Genomic DNA, 14,963 nt, shown 5'->3' with positions numbered 1-14,963 from the left:
CGCTGGCCAAGCGCAAGTGGGCAGTGCCGCGAACGGCAGATGACCTGTGATTTCAGGCGATTGTCAGGTCACCGACGAAATCGTTCGTCCATTGCGCGATATTCTCGTCCCGGACGCCCGCGTTGAGTTTTTCCCAGCGCGCCTTGCGCTCGTCCAGCGGCATGTCGAGCGCGGTGCGGATCGCGTGGGTGATGTCGTCGGGACTGTGCGGGTTGACCAGTACCGCGTCCTGCAATTGCTGGGCCGCACCGGCGAAGCGCGACAGTATCAGCACGCCCGGATCCTCCGGGTCCTGCGCGGCGACATATTCCTTGGCCACCAGGTTCATCCCGTCGCGCAGGGGCGTGACCAGCCCGATCTTGGCCGCGCGGTAGATGCCGAACAGTTCCGCCATCGAATGGCCCTGGTTGACGTAACGGATGGGGACCATGTCGATCTGCGAATAGGCGCCGTTGATGTGGCCGGTCTTGCGTTCAAGTTCCTCGCGAATCTGCTGGTAGGAACTGATGTCCTCGCGACTGGGCGGGGCGATCTGGATGAAGACCAGCTCGCGTGCCCGCTCGGGATAGCGTTCGAAGAATCGCGCGAGGCCGTCGAGCCGCTCGGGCAGGCCCTTGGAATAGTCCAGCCGGTCGACGCCGATCATCGCGGTACGGCGGCGGGTGCTGGCGATCATGCGCTGCTGGGCATTGCGCGCCTCGCCGGTCTCGCCCTGGGCCATGAAATGTTCGTAGTCGATCCCGATCGGATAGGCGCGGGCGGTAACCGTACGCTCGCCCAGCGTGATCTTTCCGCTGGCCTCGTCGACCTCTGCCCCCAGTTCCTTGCGGCAGTAGTGCAGGAAGCTTTCCAGCCACTCGTCGCACTGGAAGCCGATCAGGTCGTATTCAAGCAGCGTGCGGACCAGCCGCTCGTGATAGGGCAGCGAGACCAGCAGCCGGGTCGGCGGCCACGGAATGTGCAGGAAGAAGCCGAGCTTGTTGGCAACACCGTGCCGGCGCAGCCGCTCGCCCAGCGGGATGAAGTGATAATCGTGGACCCAGACGATGTCGTCGGGCTCGATCAGGGGCGCGGCAGCGGCGGCGAAGATCTCGTTGACCCGTTCGTAGCCCTTGCCGGTTTCGCGCCGGTATTCGGTCAGGTCGATACGATAATGGAACAGCGGCCAGAGCGTCGAATTGGCGTAGCCGTTATAGTATTCCTCGACGTCCGTAGGCGCGAGATCGATCGTCGCGGTGGTGACGCCGTCGGCGGTCTGGACATCGGGTTCGAGCGCGGGATCGTCATGTTCCTCTCCCGACCAGCCGACCCACAGCCCCGTGTGCCGCTTGAGCGCGGCGAGCAGCGCCCCTGCCAGACCGCCCTGCGCACCCGCCGCTCCGCGCGCCTTGGGAACGGCGACGCGATTGGAGATGACGACAAGGCGGCTCATGAAGGGGTCAACGGACGGTGTTCCAGCTTTTCGACAACAGGCCTGCGCAATTGATTATCCCGACCAGCGAGTAGGTCTGGGGGAAGTTACCCCACAGTTCGCCGGATTCGAAATCGAGGTCCTCGCTCAACAGCCCGGATTTGGTGCGGTGGCGCAGCATCGCCTGGAACAGGTGGCGCGCCTCATCCTTGCGATCCGACAGCGCGAGCGCCTCGATCAGCCAGAAGGTGCAGATGTTGAAAGCGGTTTCCGGCTTGCCGAAATCGTCCTCCGCCGCGTAGCGCAGCATGTGTTCGCCCCGCCGCAGCGCCTTTTCCAGCTGTTCGAAGGTTGAGACGAACTTGGGATCCTGCGGGTCGATGAAGCGCAGTTCGATGAGCTGGAGCAGGCTCGCGTCGAGGTAATCGCTCTCGAAACTGGCGGTGAAATGGCCCCCGTCGCCGCCGTTCCCGGTCCAGGCATCGGCGAGCACCCGCTGCTTGATGGTATCCGCGCGCCCCTGCCAGAGCTGCTGGCGATCGGTCTTGCCGAGAAAGCCAGCGACATTGGCGAGCCGGTCGCAGGCGGCCCAGCTCATCACGGCGGAATAGGTGTGCACTTCCTGCCGGGTGCGGAATTCCCACAATCCCGCATCGGGCTGGTCGTACATGTTCCACGCCATCTCGCCGACTTCTTCGAGGCTGGCGAAATCGGTTTCATCGGCGAGCCGCAGCAGCCGCTTGTCGAAAAACCCCTGCACGGTAGGCAGCACGATCTGGCCGTAGCAATCGTGCTGGATCTGCTTGTAGGCCTCGTTGCCGACGCGCACCGGCCCCATCCCGCGATACCCGGCGAGATTTTCCGCGAAGCCTTCTTCCAGTTCGGCGACGCCCATCACCGAATAGAGCGGCTGGATATGTCCGCCCTTGGCCTGGTCGATGATGTTGCGCAGGTAACCGAGGTATTTCTCGAGCACGTCGAGTGCGCCCAGCCGGTTCAGCGCCTGGACCGTATAATAGGAATCGCGGATCCAGCAGTAACGGTAATCCCAGTTGCGTTCGCTGCCGGGTGCCTCGGGGATCGAGGTCGTCAGCGCGGCGACGATCGCGCCAGTTTCCTCATGCTGGCAAAGCTTGAGCGTGATCGCGCAGCGGATGACCTCGTCCTGCCATTCGAGCGGAGTGGCAAGGCCACGGACCCAATGCTGCCAGTACTTGCGGGTCAGCTGCTCCATCCGGCGCACCTCCTCGCGCAGATTGCCGACGAAGGGCTCGTCCGGCCCGAGGAAGAAATGCGTGTCGTCCTCGATCCGGAACGTGCGTTCTTCCAGGATGTAGCCGACCGGCGCATCGGTAGACAGGCGCAGTGCCTGGCGCCCGACCAGATAACGGATGTGATTGGTGCCGTTGGTCCGGCCTGCCACCTCGGCACCGTAATCGCGCATCGGCTTGAGCCGCACGCGAATACGCGGACTGCCGGCAATCGGGCGCACGATGCGGACCACGGCGACGGGGCGATACATCCTCCCCGAGCGCTCGTAGCGCGGGCAGAAATCGAGGATCTCGACGGCGCTGCCGTCTTCCGCCGTCAGCCTCGTGACGAGGTTCGGCGTGTTGCGGATATACTCCTGGCTCGAGGACACCTGGCCTTCGAGCTCGAAGCGCCACACGCCCTCGTCCTGCTTTTCGCCGTTGAGCAGGGAACAGAACACCGGATCGCCATCGACGCGGGGGATGCACCCCCAGACGATGCCAGCGCGTTCGTCGACGAGGGCGCTCATCTGGCAATTGCCGATGGGCCATAGCTCCAGGCTGCTGTCGTGGGTGCTCACAGCTTGCACCATTCGCGGACTGCGTCGGGCGATGCAAGGCGGTAGCGCGCATTTTTCGAAACCCGCTCGCCGACCGCGATTCCGAAGCCGCCCCGCGCGGTTGCTTCAAGGAAACCGTCCTCGTCGGTCACGTCGTCGCCGATGAACACCGGCATCCCCGTGCCGAAAGGCTCGCGTTCCATCAATGCGCCCACTGCCGCTGCCTTTGACGCGCCGGGGGGCAGCAGTTCGACCACGCACTTGCCCTGCTTGATGGCGAGGGCGTGTTGGCGCGACAGGGCCGTGAGCCGCTCGAGCACCGCGTCCTGCAATTGCGGCACGGCGCGATAATGGACCGCTGCGCCCAGGCTCTTGGTCTCCAGCTGCAGGCCATCGTGCCGTGCGACGAAGCTCTCCAGTTCGGAAACAAGGCTCGCGTCGATCCCGGTCGTGCTGTGCGCGGCGGACGTTCCGTCGGCAAGCCGCGCCTCGAGCCCGTGCGATCCGCCGAATGCGAGCGGCACGTCGCCCAGATATCGCTGCAGGTCGGCGATCGAGCGCCCGCTGATGACGGCGAGACGGCCGGCCAGCGCATCGGCCAGCCGCAGCAGGTTGCGGGCAAGATGGCCGGGAACATCGATCAGTTCGGGCCTGTCGGCAATGTCGACCAGCGTTCCGTCGAAATCGAGGAACAGCGCCACGGGGGCTTCGCGCGCGATCTCGGCGAGCGCCGGTGGCGGTGGTAATGGTTCGGGCGATCCCATGGCTCGCTGCTTAGCGGGCGGCCGGGCGAAGTCCACCACAAGGCTGCTCCAGCCTGGAGCAGGTTTTCTGTTGTCGGGGAAACGCTCGGGGCCGGGCCCCAAGGCATTACTGGTGCGGTCGAGAAGACTCGAACTTCCACGGCCTTTCGGCCACAACGACCTCAACGTTGCGCGTCTACCAGTTCCGCCACGACCGCACATCGTACCGATGGACCAAGGCTGGCCCCTCGCCGGTAGGTGCGCGCCCCTAGCAACAGGCCAAGAGGTCCGCAAGCGTTTTGGCGCGACATGCGCCGATGGATCCTGCCAGCTCGAAATTCCCGCTCGTATCGGCTCGGCCAGCGCCGGTGCCGGGCAATTTGTCCCGGTCTGGCACGTCGTTAACGAATTGCTTGCAGCCATGGTTACCAAGTGGTGAACAGGGCCGATGATTACCGGCGTCATCGCGCTGATCCTCGCCCAGGCGACTTCTGCCCCGGCCTCGCAGCCGGCGGATGCGGGCGGGCGATCGGCCGCATCGGCCGGTACGTCGATCGCCGTGCAGGCGACCGCCACCGCGCGCGTGCTCGCGCCGACCATCGTCCATTTCGCCGATGTCGCGGAAATCCGGCGCAAGCGACCACAGGCCGTCCGCCTTACCGAGCCGCCGCAGGGCGGTACGCTCGTCGAATTTACCTGAGGCCCGAAAGCCTGCAGCCCCGTCAGTTCAGGAAGGCTTCCAGCCGATTTCGGCGATCGCCGCTGCCGACGGGATATCGGTCACGGCCTCGATGATGCGCACGCTCTCTCCGGGAGCCAGCGTGCGCTTGGAGGGCGTGACTTCCCAGCTGTAGACGATCCGGTCGCGCTCGTCGCGAAGGACGATCAGGATCGGCGGCACGTCTCGCGTCTCGCTGCCGACGTTGGTGACCGTGCCGCTGGCCCCGAAATACTCGGCGCCGTTCTCGAGCGTGCGACGGTCCTGCTGGTCCGCCGGGAAGTCGAGCTGCAGGTCTTCCTGTTCGACCCCGAACACCGGTCGCTGGACGGGAATCCATTCGGGCAGCCCGTAATAGCTCGCTGCCACCCCGGTCCCCAATGCGAGCGCCGCAAAGATCACCGCGGCCGCGGTCCATATCTTGATGGGGTTGCGCCGGGCACGGAACGGCGGTTCGTAATCGAACTGCGAGGGCTCGTCGTAGTCGTCCTCATCCGGAGCGTCGTAGCTCGACGGAACGGTCGGCTCGGTGTCCTCGACCTCGTCGACGTAGCCGGACGGCGGGACGGCCGGCCGGGCGTCTCCGTCCACCGGATCGGGTTCGCGGGTTTCGAACTTCGCATCCGCTCCGGCGTCGTGACCGAAATCGCCTGCCGGTTGCGAAACCGGCTCCGGCTTGGGCTCTGCAGCCGGGGTCGACGATGGGGGCGAAGAGGGGGGCGGCGAGGGTGCGGGAACAGGTGCTGCTGGCGGCGGCGTGGCCGCCCGGGTCACCGCATCGCCTTCGGAGACCGCCTCGGCGCTCGCCCCTTCCTGGAACCAGCTGTGCTTGCACTTGGCGCAGCGAACGGTCCTGCCTTCCACGCCAATCGCGTTGTCCGGGACAACGTAACGCGTATTGCAGGCGGGGCAGGAGATAATCATGGTTAGCGCCATGCCTTAAGCACAGCTGCGAATCGCAACAAGGCTTCGCCTGTAGACACCTGCCGCTTGTCGGCTTTTTTCCACATCGAAGCGCGGCTATAGCCCCGTTCGACCATGTTCCAGGCACTTTCCGACTTCTCGCGCACGGCGCAACCCGCATGAGCGAGGCGACGCAGGAGATCGTCGGTTTCGACAATGTGGGCCTGCGTTACGGTACGGGCACCGAAGTGTTGAGCGACGTGTCGTTCACGCTTTTCCCAGGCAGCTTCTATTTCCTCACCGGCGCAAGCGGGGCCGGCAAGACCTCGCTCCTCAAGCTGCTATACCTTGCGCAGCGGCCCTCGCGCGGAGCGATCCGCATGTTCGGCAGGGACCTCATCACCATGCCGCGCGACAACCTGCCGCGCTTTCGGCGCCGCATCGGCACGGTGTTCCAGGATTTCCGGATGGTCGAGCATCTATCCGCTTACGACAATGTCGCGCTGCCTCTGCGGGTGGCGGGCGTGCGCGAAGCCGACCTTGCCCAGCCGGTGACCGACATGCTCGAATGGGTCGGCCTGGGGCACCGGTCCGATGCGCGTCCGGCGACGCTTTCGGGCGGGGAGAAGCAGCGGGTCGCCATCGCCCGCGCGGTCATCGGCAGGCCCGACCTGCTGGTGGCGGACGAGCCGACCGGCAACGTCGACCCGGAAATGGCGCTTAAGCTGCTGCGCCTGTTCGAAGCGCTCAACCGCCTCGGCACGACCGTCGTGGTCGCAACCCACGACGTCCACCTGCTGCGCGCGGTCAAGGATTCGCTGATCATGCGGCTCGATCGCGGAAGGCTGTCGGACCCGACCGGCGCATTGCGCTATCCGCCACGGCCCGGCCCGGCAGCCAGGAATGCGGAATGAAGGGGCCACCGGTCCTGGCGCGCGCGGTCGAACGTGGCCTGCGCCCGTTCAAGGGGGAACGGGCGGCGCAGCTCGTGCCGCAAGCTCGCCTGTCCGGGCCGATGCCCTGGGTCATCGCGATCATGGTTGCTCTCACCGCGATCGCCGCGGCGGCCGGGCTGGCGCTCGACAATCTGGCCGACAGTGCGCGCGCGGAACTGGCCGGCGGGGCCACGGTGCAGGTGCTGGAGGCCAATCCTGCCGAGCGCGAGGCGCGGGTCGCCGAGGTGCTGGCGGTGCTGGACAGCTCTCCGCTCGCCACTTCCCACCGGCAGGTTCCACAGGCTGAGTTGGAGCAGCTGCTCGACCCATGGCTCGATCTCGGCGACGATACCGCGGCGACCGTGCCCATCCCGGCGCTAATCGACGTCCAGCTCGCGCCCGGCAACGAGGCGAACCTCGCCCAATTGCGCGAACAGGTGACTGCCCGCGTCCCGCAGGCACGGGTGGATGCGCAGGCGAGCTGGCTCGCGCCGGTGTTCTCGGCGTTGCGTTCGCTGCAGTGGATGGCGGTGGCGTTGGTCGCCCTGCTCGCGTTGACGAGCGCGGCGGCCGTATGGCTGGCGGCGCGCAACGCCTTCGGCGCCAACCGCGAAACGATCGAGATCGTCCATCTGCTCGGCGGGACGGACGGCCAGATCGCCCGTGTCTTCCAGCGCTCGATCGCGTTCGATGCCGTGCTCGGCGGCGCTGTCGGGCTGGCGCTCGGAGTGGTGGCGATCCTGGCGCTGGGCAGCCGGTTCGCGGCCCTGCAGTCGGGCATGATATCGGGCGGCGGACTGGTATGGAGCGATTGGCTGTTGCTTGCGCTGATTCCGTTTGTCGGCGTGTTGATCGCCATCTACACGGCCCGCGTGACCGTTTTCGCTGCCCTGAAGAAAATGCTGTGATCCGCCGTATTGCCGCCGCCATCGTGCTCGCCTGGGCGCTCGGTTTTGTCTGGTTTGCGGCCGTGCTGCCGACACCGGCGGGCGATTTCACCACCGATGCGGTGGTGGTGCCGACCGGCGGGCCGGGGCGGATCGCCCGCGGGCTGGAAATCCTCGACGAGGGGCTGGCCAAGGAAATGTTCGTTAGCGGCGTCGATCCGGAAGTGAAGACCGATGAGTTCGCAAGCGAGTTCGACGTGCCCGCCCGCCAGATGCGTTGCTGCGTCACGCTGGGGCAGGGCGCGGTCGACACCCGAAGCAATGCCACCGAGATCGCTCAGTGGGCCGAAGACCGCGAGGTCAGGACCATCCGGCTGGTAACGACCGACTGGCACATGCGGCGCGCAGCTTCCGAGCTGCGGGCCCAGCTGCCGGGCGAGATCTCGATCGTGCGCGACGCGGTGCCGTCCGAGCCCTCGCTGCGCGCGCTGTTCCTCGAATATCACAAGCTGCTGGCCAGCATGGCGGCACGCCTCTGGGGCGAGTAGGTTGCGGCCGTGACGATCCTGCGCAACCTTGCCTTCTACCCGGCATTCTATCTCGGCACCGTCTGGTACGTGCTGCTGTCTTTGTTCTGGCTGCCCTTCGACCGCGCCCGCTTCAGGAAAGCCGTCCATGGCTGGAGCCGCTGGCACCGCTGGTGCGTAATCAACATCCTCGACATCGCAATCGTGTTCGAAGGCCGCCCGCTGGAAGAACCGGCGCTCTATGCCGTCAAGCACGAGAGCTTCTTCGAGGCGATCGACGCGCCGACGCTGTTTCGTCTGCCCGCCGTTTTTGCAAAGCAGGAATTGTTCGCGATACCCGGCTGGGGCAAGACCGCCAAGATGTACGGGCTGATCGAGGTCGAGCGGACCGCCGGGGCCAAAGCGCTGCGGACCATGATTGCCGAAGCGAAGACCCGCGTCGCCGACGGACGTCCGCTGGTGATCTTCCCGGAAGGGACGCGCGTGCCGCATGGGACGCAGCCGCGGATGCAGGCGGGCTTTGCCGGCCTCTACAAGCTGATCGGCCTGCCGGTGGTGCCGGTCGCGGTCGACAGCGGCCCTCTCTATCATGCCGGCATCAAGCGACCGGGAACGATCACCTATCGTTTCGCCGAGCCGATCCCGCCGGGCCTGCCCAGGGACGAGGTCGAGGCGCGGGTCCATGCCGCGATCAATGCGCTCAATGGTTGAATGCTGTGGCGGAGTGAATGTCCGATAACGACCCAATTGCAGGCATTGATAGCGAATGCCATGAAGCTGACATGAGATTGACACGCCGAAAGTTCTCTTAGTGAGCGAAATCTATTTTTTCGCCCTCTTCGGAATTGCCTCTTTACCAGGGACGATTGCCGTCGGATACGTGAGTGCCTTTGTACTGAAAGCATTCTTAGCGAGCGATCGGGCTGAAAGGGTAGCAAAATTGATTACAGCAGTCAGCCTCGTTGGCTATGTTGCCGTGATGGCGACTGCTTCCAAAACCCTTGCCATAAGCATCATGACTTCTGGTGCGCTCGGCTATCTAATCTTTAGACAATTGCTGGCGAAGGGCGCCGCCAAAGGCAGCTGACCTAGGCAATTTTAAAGGGTAGCCGGTGTGCGCTTTCTACCCAATTGTGGACGTTTAACTTGCCCAATCTCGTTAAGGAACACGCAATACTGACAACTAAAAACCTGCTTTTATTCGGAATACTACTGGGAGTAACTATTTTAAGCCCAAAGGTCGTAACGTTCGATCCCTGGGTTTCGTTATTCTTTGGTTACATCTCCTGCGTCGCGACTTATCTGATCTACAAAGACTATGCGTCGCATAAAGAGCACAAGAGAAATTCTGAAAAAAAATAGCAGACCATTTCCCTCTAACGTCGGCTTTCCACCCAATAGCGGACATCCGCTGCTAGTGGTCCTTGCGTCCGAAGTCGGGGCGCGCGTCGTCCTGGCCTTGCTCGATGATCGAGCGGCGGATCGCACGGGTCCTGGAAAACAGATCGAACAGCGCTTCGCCGTCGTCGCGGCGGATGGCCCGCTGCAGCCTGGTCAGGTCCTCGCTGAAGACCTGAAGCATTTCCAGCACGGCGTCCTTGTTGTTGAGGAAGACGTCGCGCCACATCGTCGGATCCGACGCGGCGATGCGCGTGAAGTCGCGAAAACCGCCGGCGGAATACTTGATGACCTCGCCCTGCGTCACATCCTCGAGATCGGAGGCGGTGCCGACGATGGTGTAGGCGATCAGATGCGGGAGGTGGCTGGTCACCGCGAGAACGAGGTCGTGGTGCTGCGCGTCCATCGTCTCGACATGGGCGCCGAGCCGCTCCCATAGCTGCGTCAACGCGGACAGCTGCTCCTCGGGCGCGCCCTCGGGAGGGGTGAGGATACACCAGCGCTGCTGGAAAAGCGCGGCGAAGCCTGCGTCCGGCCCGCTCTGCTCGGTCCCGGCGACCGGATGCGCGGGAATGACGATCTGTTCTGGCAGGGCCTGCGACAGTGCGCGCTGGACCGAGGCTTTGCACGATCCGACATCGCTCACCACCGCGCCGGGTTTCAGCTTGCCGGAAAGTTCCCTGGCTACCGCGCCCATCGCGCCGACCGGAACGCACAGCACTACGAGGTCGGCATCGGCGACGGCCTCGTCCAGGGTGCTTGCAACCGTGCCGACGAGTTTGCGCTCGGCGGCCCGGGCGCGCGTATCGGGATCGGCGTCGAATCCGCTCGTGGCGATTTCCGGGCAATGTTCGCCCAGCGCGAGGCCCAGCGATCCGCCCAGAAGGCCGAGGCCGACGATGGCGACGCGTTCGAAAACCATCACGCGCTCTCCGCTGCCCGCCGGATCGCTTCGGCGACCTCGGCCATCTGCTCGCGGGTGCCGATCGTGATCCTCAACGCGTTGTCGAGTTCCTGCCCGGCGAGGTAGCGCACGGCATAGCCGGCTTCCTGCACCGCGGCCTGCGCCTCCCTGGCCGTCAGCGAACCGTCGAACAGCACCAGCACGAAATTGGCCTCGCTCGGCACGGCGCGGATGCCGTGGTTGCCGAGCGCTGCGAGCGCCTCGACGAAGGCGGTGCGGGCCGCGCGGTTCTCTTCGCGTACATGGGCGACGAAGTCCTGGTCGCCGAGTGCCGCCAGCGCGGCGCGCTGACCGGCCTGCGTCACGTTGAACGCGCCGCGGAGCCGGTTGAGCGCGGCCATCAGATATGGTGTTCCGGTCGCCCAGCCGACCCGCTCGCCCGCGATGCCATAGGCCTTGGAAAAGGTCCGCGTGACGAGCACGTTCTCGTTGGCGTCGGCCAGTGCCAGGGCCCCGTCGGGATCGCCTTCGCCGACGAACTCGGCATAGGCCTGGTCGACGACCAGCAGAACGTCCGCAGGCAGGCCGGCGTGCAGCCGCGCCACTTCGCCTGCGGGCAGCCAGCCGCCCAGGGGATTGTTCGGATTGTCGAGCAGGACGACCTTCGTGCGGTCGCTGACCCTGGCGAGCAGCGCGTCGACGCTCGGCGCGTGATCGGGTGCATCGGCCAGCACCGGTGTCGCGGCGACCTTTTGCGCCAGCAGCGGGTAGAGCGAGAAGGACCAGCGCGGAAACAATACCTCGTCGCCTGCCGAGGCGAAGGCCTGGACCGCGCCGTGGAGCAATTCGCCCGAGCCGGTGCCGCACACGATCCGGGCCGGATCGATATTGTGGAGCGCGCCGATCGCTTCGCGCAGCGCAGTCGCATCCGGGTCGGGATAGAGCGCCGGATTTTCCGCGGCGGCAAGCGCTTCGCGCACCTCCGGGCTGCAGCCGAGCGGGTTCTCGTTCGCCGAGAGCTTGACGAGTTCGCGCCCGTCCGAGCCCTTCGATGCGCCCGGGACATAGGCGTGGATCTGCTCGATCCAGGGCTTGATGGTCGGGCGGGTGATCATGACGGCGGCGCGCATAGCGGCTTTACGGTCTCAATGACAGCGCCAATCAGGCCGATTGACAGCCAGTACCGCCTCGCCCAATCACCCGCCGCCATGGCCAGTGCAGCCCCTTCGAATAGCCTCGTGCTTCCTGATCCACTTCCGCTCGACAGCGGGGCGGCGCTTACCGGCGTGCGTATCGCCTACGAAACTTATGGCGCGCTCAATGCCGACAAGTCGAACGCGGTGCTGGTCTGCCATGCCCTGACGATGGACCAGTATGTCGCCAGCCCGCACCCGATCACCGGCAAGCCCGGGTGGTGGGAGCAGTCGGTCGGTCCCGGCAAGATCATCGATACCGATCGCTATCACGTCATCTGTGCGAACGTGATCGGCAGCTGCATGGGCTCGACGGGGCCTGCATCGAACGGGCCGGACGGGACGCCCTACGCCATGGACTTCCCGGTCATCACCATCCGCGACATGGTCCGCGCGCAGGTCGCCATGCTCGATGCGATGGGGATCGAGCGGTTGTATTGCGTGATCGGCGGATCGATGGGCGGGATGCAGGCGCTGAGCCTCGCCGCGAATTTCCCCGAACGTGCCGACAGGGTGCTCGCGATCGCGACGACGGCCCGCCACTCGGCGCAGAACATCGCCTTCCACGAAGTCGGCAGGCAGGCGATCATGGCCGATCCGGCGTGGAACGGCGGCGATTACTACGCCAGCGGCAAGACCCCCGACAACGGCCTGGCGGTGGCGCGCATGGCGGCGCACATCACCTATCTTTCCGAAGAAGGCCTGACAGAGAAGTTCGGGCGGCGGTTGCAGGACCGCGAGGAAAAGACGTTCGGCTTCGATGCCGATTTCCAGGTCGAGAGCTACCTGCGTTACCAGGGCAGCGGCTTTACCCAGCGCTTCGATGCCAACAGCTACCTCTACATCACGCGGGCGATGGATTATTTCGACCTCGCGGAAGAACATGGCGGCACGCTGGCGCAGGCTTTTGCGGGAACGACGGCGCGCTTCTGCGTGATCAGCTTCGATACCGACTGGCTCTACCCGACGGCCGAGAGCCGCCACATCGTCCACGCGCTCAACGCGGCGGGCGCGCCGGTCAGCTTCGTCGAACTCTCCGCGCCTTACGGTCACGACAGCTTCCTGCTCGACGTTCCGGCGCTCGACCGGGTGATGAAGGGGTTTCTCGATGGCTGAGCAGCGGGAGAGGCTTCGTCCGGACTTGGAAGTGATCCTCAAGCGGATCGAGCCGGGCAGCCGCGCGCTCGATGTCGGCTGCGGCGATGGTGCGCTGATGGCGGCGCTGGTCGAGGAGAAGCGCGTCGATGCGCGCGGGATCGAGATCGACGGCGAGCTGGTCGAGCGTTGCGTGGCGCGCGGACTGTCGGTGGTGCAGGGCGATGCCGACCGCGACCTCGGCTTCTATCCCGATGGCGCATTCGACTATGCGATACTCAGCCAGACGCTGCAGACCGCGGCGCGCCCCGATCACATGCTCGGCGAATTGCTGCGCGTCGGGCGGCGCGCATTCGTCAGCTTTCCCAACTTCGCCTACTGGCGGATGCGCCGTGCGCTGCTGGTACGCGGGCGCATGCCGGTCACGCGGCACCTGCCGGTGAGCTGGTACGAAACAGCGAATATTCACCACGTCACCGTGCGCGATTTCGAGGAGCTGGCACGCGATCTCGGCATCGCGATTGAGCGGCGCTGGTTCTTCACCCGCGAGCAGGCGATCGCCAATCCCGGCGCGAACTGGCGCGCCGAATACGCGCTGTTCGAAGTCACGCGGTAGTGACAGGTTCATCGCTTCCGTGGCACAGGTCCCGCCCATGATCGAAATCCTTCTTGCCCTCGCCGCGATCGCGCAGCAGCCCGCCGAAGCCCCCGCCGCGCAGCCGGTGCAGGGTGCCCGGCTATCGATCGAGGCGGAGGCCGGCCTGCGTTGCTCGGCCGCTTTCGCGCTCGTCGCCTATGACCAGGAGCGCGGCGTCGCCTCTGCGCAGCAATGGCCCGCGATCGATCCGCGCGGCCGCGAGTATTTCGTGCGGACGATGGCGAAGCTGATGGACGAAACCGGTGTCGACCGCGAAGCGGCTGCCGAGCTCGTCCGGCTCGAGGCCCAGCGCCTGCTCGACGCAGGCGAAGTCGACGCGGTCATGCCGGCCTGCCTGACGCTGCTCGAGGCATCGGGCATTCGCTAGGCGACATCCGGCGTCGTTCAGGATCGGCTCAGCGCCGCCCGGCCATTGTCCACTCCATCGATTCGCAACATCGAAGGGTTTCGCTATGCGCCAGATTTCTCTCGCCTTTGCCGCTGCCGCGCTGGCCGTGCCCGTGCCTGCGCTGGCGCAGATCGAAAGCGTCGATCCGGACGAGAGCTACGCCGTGGCAGGGACCGCGGAAACGGGACCGGCGACCGACAGGCTGGTCGAGAAGCTGTCCGATCCGGTGGTGCAGGAGCAGCTTGCGACGACCGTTTCGGTGCTGAGTGAAGTTCTGCTCGACCTCCCGCTCGCGCCGCTCGCCGACGCGCTGGCGGAAGCCGGAGTGGAAAGTGCAGACCGTATCCCGAACGATACCACTTTGCGCAAGCTCGCCCCGCAGGCGGATCGAGTGCCGGGGGAAATTGCAGACAAGTTGCCGCAGATGATGGGCGCGATGGCCTCGATGGCTAAGGGCATGGAAGCGATGATGCCGGCGCTGAAGGACATGGCGACGCAGATGAAAAAGGCCTTGCCTGCCGATATGGCGACCCGCGACTGATTTTCAGCTGAAATTTCTTGGAGTTTGCGCCTGCGCCGGTTGCCGCGCAGCGCACCTTGCTGCATGAATGGCGTCCATGTGGCGCCTGCACCAGTTTCCGCTTTGCCCGTTCAGCCGGAAACTTCGCCTGTTGATGGGCGAGAAGGGCATTCCGTTCGAATTGTGGCGCGAGAACCCGTGGGAAGGGACGGAGGATTTCCTCGCCCTCAATCCGGCGGGGCGGACCCCGGTCCTGCACGATCCGGACAAGCGCGTGACGCTGTGCGACAGCCAGGCGATCTGCGAGTATTTCGAGGAAACGGTCGAGCGATCGCCGATGATCAACGGCACGGCGACCGGTCGCGCGGAGATCCGCCGGCTGGTCGCGCTGTTCGACGAGAACTTCTATTTCGACGTTACCGCGCCGCTTCTCCACGAACGCATGAAGAAGCGGCTGGTGCTGCGCCAGCCGCCCGATAGCAAGGCGCTGCGCGAAGCGATGAAGATGGCGCATGGCCACCTCGACTACATCGACTGGCTGATCGACAACCGTCCCTGGCTGGCCGGCTCGACGATGAGCCTCGCCGACCTCGCCGCCGCAGCGCAGATTTCTGTTGCGGATTATCTCGGCGGGATCGACTGGAAGGGCCACGAACAGACGCTCGGCTGGTATTCGGTGTTCAAGAGCCGTCCCAGCTTCCGGCCGCTGCTGACCGAGCGGATGGAAGTCATCCAGCCGCCCAAGCACTATTCCGAAATCGATATCTGAGATCGGCGGCGTCTCTCGCCAAGCTCCGCCGCGTGCGAGAACTCTCTGTCGATCGCGTTTCCGCAAGGCCGCCATTCGGCCTTGCGGTTCGACGGTCGCGAACC

At 65.3% G+C, this 14,963-nt stretch carries 17 protein-coding genes and 1 tRNA gene; 11 read left to right on the top strand and 7 right to left on the bottom strand.

Features of this window, described 5'->3' with window-relative positions; translation table 11 throughout:
• Nucleotides 1–52: 52 nt before the first annotated feature.
• From GRI48_RS06600 to GRI48_RS06585, 4 genes are all read right to left on the bottom strand, one after another.
• Nucleotides 53–1,432, bottom strand: a complete 1,380-nt coding sequence (locus GRI48_RS06600; protein WP_160673128.1) for an alpha,alpha-trehalose-phosphate synthase (UDP-forming) — start codon at nucleotides 1,430–1,432, stop codon at nucleotides 53–55.
• Between the two features lie 7 nt (nucleotides 1,433–1,439).
• Nucleotides 1,440–3,191: a glycoside hydrolase family 15 protein gene (locus tag GRI48_RS06595; RefSeq protein WP_419956957.1), complete on the bottom strand. Its 1,752-nt coding sequence runs from the start codon at nucleotides 3,189–3,191 to the stop codon at nucleotides 1,440–1,442.
• Nucleotides 3,192–3,238: 47 nt separating this feature from the next.
• Nucleotides 3,239–3,985: a trehalose-phosphatase gene (gene otsB / locus GRI48_RS06590; protein ID WP_160673122.1), complete on the bottom strand. Its 747-nt coding sequence runs from the start codon at nucleotides 3,983–3,985 to the stop codon at nucleotides 3,239–3,241.
• 110 nt (nucleotides 3,986–4,095) lie between these two features.
• Nucleotides 4,096–4,182: transfer RNA gene (locus GRI48_RS06585), tRNA-Leu, on the bottom strand.
• A gap of 230 nt (nucleotides 4,183–4,412) precedes the next feature.
• Between GRI48_RS06585 and GRI48_RS06580 the strand changes: the two genes are divergently transcribed.
• On the top strand, nucleotides 4,413–4,664 hold the full coding sequence (locus GRI48_RS06580; protein ID WP_160673119.1) for a hypothetical protein: 252 nt from the start codon (nucleotides 4,413–4,415) through the stop codon (nucleotides 4,662–4,664).
• Between the two features lie 27 nt (nucleotides 4,665–4,691).
• Here GRI48_RS06580 and GRI48_RS06575 read toward each other — a convergent pair whose 3' ends face one another.
• Nucleotides 4,692–5,606: a zinc-ribbon domain-containing protein gene (locus GRI48_RS06575; RefSeq protein ID WP_160673116.1), complete on the bottom strand. Its 915-nt coding sequence runs from the start codon at nucleotides 5,604–5,606 to the stop codon at nucleotides 4,692–4,694.
• 158 nt (nucleotides 5,607–5,764) lie between these two features.
• On the opposite strand from GRI48_RS06575, the gene ftsE reads away from it, so the two are divergent.
• From ftsE to GRI48_RS06550, 5 genes are all read left to right on the top strand, one after another.
• Nucleotides 5,765–6,499: a cell division ATP-binding protein FtsE gene (gene ftsE / locus GRI48_RS06570; protein ID WP_160673113.1), complete on the top strand. Its 735-nt coding sequence runs from the start codon at nucleotides 5,765–5,767 to the stop codon at nucleotides 6,497–6,499.
• Complete coding sequence (locus tag GRI48_RS06565) at nucleotides 6,496–7,428, top strand: cell division protein FtsX (RefSeq protein WP_160673110.1); 933 nt, start codon at nucleotides 6,496–6,498, stop codon at nucleotides 7,426–7,428. Before ftsE ends, GRI48_RS06565 begins: the two co-directional genes overlap by 4 nt.
• On the top strand, nucleotides 7,425–7,955 hold the full coding sequence (locus GRI48_RS06560) for a YdcF family protein (RefSeq protein ID WP_337190781.1): 531 nt from the start codon (nucleotides 7,425–7,427) through the stop codon (nucleotides 7,953–7,955). Before GRI48_RS06565 ends, GRI48_RS06560 begins: the two co-directional genes overlap by 4 nt.
• Nucleotides 7,956–7,964: 9 nt before the next feature.
• Nucleotides 7,965–8,645 (top strand): 1-acyl-sn-glycerol-3-phosphate acyltransferase, encoded by a 681-nt coding sequence (locus GRI48_RS06555; protein ID WP_160673104.1) that lies wholly within the window; start codon nucleotides 7,965–7,967, stop codon nucleotides 8,643–8,645.
• Between the two features lie 100 nt (nucleotides 8,646–8,745).
• Nucleotides 8,746–9,021 (top strand): hypothetical protein, encoded by a 276-nt coding sequence (locus tag GRI48_RS06550; RefSeq protein ID WP_160673101.1) that lies wholly within the window; start codon nucleotides 8,746–8,748, stop codon nucleotides 9,019–9,021.
• Between the two features lie 327 nt (nucleotides 9,022–9,348).
• Here GRI48_RS06550 and GRI48_RS06545 read toward each other — a convergent pair whose 3' ends face one another.
• Together GRI48_RS06545 and GRI48_RS06540 are read right to left on the bottom strand one after the other, a co-directional pair.
• Nucleotides 9,349–10,254 carry a prephenate/arogenate dehydrogenase family protein gene (locus tag GRI48_RS06545; RefSeq protein ID WP_160673098.1) on the bottom strand — a complete coding sequence of 302 codons (906 nt, stop codon included), beginning with the start codon at nucleotides 10,252–10,254 and terminating at the stop codon, nucleotides 9,349–9,351.
• Nucleotides 10,254–11,351, bottom strand: a complete 1,098-nt coding sequence (locus GRI48_RS06540) for a pyridoxal phosphate-dependent aminotransferase (protein WP_160673095.1) — start codon at nucleotides 11,349–11,351, stop codon at nucleotides 10,254–10,256. Before GRI48_RS06540 ends, GRI48_RS06545 begins: the two co-directional genes overlap by 1 nt.
• Before the next feature lie 93 nt (nucleotides 11,352–11,444).
• Between GRI48_RS06540 and metX the strand changes: the two genes are divergently transcribed.
• From metX to GRI48_RS06515, 5 genes are all read left to right on the top strand, one after another.
• A complete protein-coding gene (gene metX / locus GRI48_RS06535; RefSeq protein ID WP_160675494.1) occupies nucleotides 11,445–12,545 on the top strand; it encodes a homoserine O-acetyltransferase MetX in 1,101 nt (366 codons plus the stop codon).
• Nucleotides 12,538–13,140 (top strand): methionine biosynthesis protein MetW, encoded by a 603-nt coding sequence (gene metW / locus GRI48_RS06530; RefSeq protein ID WP_160673092.1) that lies wholly within the window; start codon nucleotides 12,538–12,540, stop codon nucleotides 13,138–13,140. Before metX ends, metW begins: the two co-directional genes overlap by 8 nt.
• A gap of 37 nt (nucleotides 13,141–13,177) precedes the next feature.
• Nucleotides 13,178–13,549: a hypothetical protein gene (locus GRI48_RS06525; RefSeq protein ID WP_160673089.1), complete on the top strand. Its 372-nt coding sequence runs from the start codon at nucleotides 13,178–13,180 to the stop codon at nucleotides 13,547–13,549.
• Nucleotides 13,550–13,634: 85 nt separating this feature from the next.
• On the top strand, nucleotides 13,635–14,111 hold the full coding sequence (locus GRI48_RS06520) for a hypothetical protein (RefSeq protein WP_160673086.1): 477 nt from the start codon (nucleotides 13,635–13,637) through the stop codon (nucleotides 14,109–14,111).
• A 76-nt stretch (nucleotides 14,112–14,187) separates the two neighbouring features.
• The gene (locus GRI48_RS06515; protein WP_160673083.1) at nucleotides 14,188–14,859 is read left to right on the top strand and encodes a glutathione S-transferase family protein; all 672 of its coding nucleotides are present in this window, start codon (nucleotides 14,188–14,190) and stop codon (nucleotides 14,857–14,859) included.
• Nucleotides 14,860–14,963 lie beyond the last annotated feature (104 nt).

The organism is Qipengyuania oceanensis, from assembly GCF_009827535.1.
Taxonomy (GTDB): Bacteria; Pseudomonadota; Alphaproteobacteria; order Sphingomonadales; family Sphingomonadaceae; genus Qipengyuania_C; species Qipengyuania_C oceanensis.
The sequence above is the reverse complement of the archived record's forward strand: the minus strand, read 5'-3'. Positions and strand labels throughout refer to the sequence as shown.

Coding starts and splice junctions, on each gene's coding strand:
- GRI48_RS06580 (WP_160673119.1), top strand. CDS start 4,413: ATGATTACCGGCGTCATCGCGCTGATCCTCGCCCAGGCGACTTCTGCC.
- GRI48_RS06565 (WP_160673110.1), top strand. CDS start 6,496: ATGAAGGGGCCACCGGTCCTGGCGCGCGCGGTCGAACGTGGCCTGCGC.
- metW (WP_160673092.1), top strand. CDS start 12,538: ATGGCTGAGCAGCGGGAGAGGCTTCGTCCGGACTTGGAAGTGATCCTC.
- GRI48_RS06600 (WP_160673128.1), bottom strand. CDS start 1,432: ATGAGCCGCCTTGTCGTCATCTCCAATCGCGTCGCCGTTCCCAAGGCG.
- GRI48_RS06545 (WP_160673098.1), bottom strand. CDS start 10,254: ATGGTTTTCGAACGCGTCGCCATCGTCGGCCTCGGCCTTCTGGGCGGA.
- GRI48_RS06595 (WP_419956957.1), bottom strand. CDS start 3,191: ATGAGCGCCCTCGTCGACGAACGCGCTGGCATCGTCTGGGGGTGCATC.
- GRI48_RS06520 (WP_160673086.1), top strand. CDS start 13,635: ATGCGCCAGATTTCTCTCGCCTTTGCCGCTGCCGCGCTGGCCGTGCCC.
- GRI48_RS06515 (WP_160673083.1), top strand. CDS start 14,188: ATGTGGCGCCTGCACCAGTTTCCGCTTTGCCCGTTCAGCCGGAAACTT.
- metX (WP_160675494.1), top strand. CDS start 11,445: ATGGCCAGTGCAGCCCCTTCGAATAGCCTCGTGCTTCCTGATCCACTT.
- ftsE (WP_160673113.1), top strand. CDS start 5,765: ATGAGCGAGGCGACGCAGGAGATCGTCGGTTTCGACAATGTGGGCCTG.
- GRI48_RS06540 (WP_160673095.1), bottom strand. CDS start 11,351: ATGATCACCCGCCCGACCATCAAGCCCTGGATCGAGCAGATCCACGCC.
- GRI48_RS06575 (WP_160673116.1), bottom strand. CDS start 5,606: ATGATTATCTCCTGCCCCGCCTGCAATACGCGTTACGTTGTCCCGGAC.
- GRI48_RS06525 (WP_160673089.1), top strand. CDS start 13,178: ATGATCGAAATCCTTCTTGCCCTCGCCGCGATCGCGCAGCAGCCCGCC.
- otsB (WP_160673122.1), bottom strand. CDS start 3,985: ATGGGATCGCCCGAACCATTACCACCGCCACCGGCGCTCGCCGAGATC.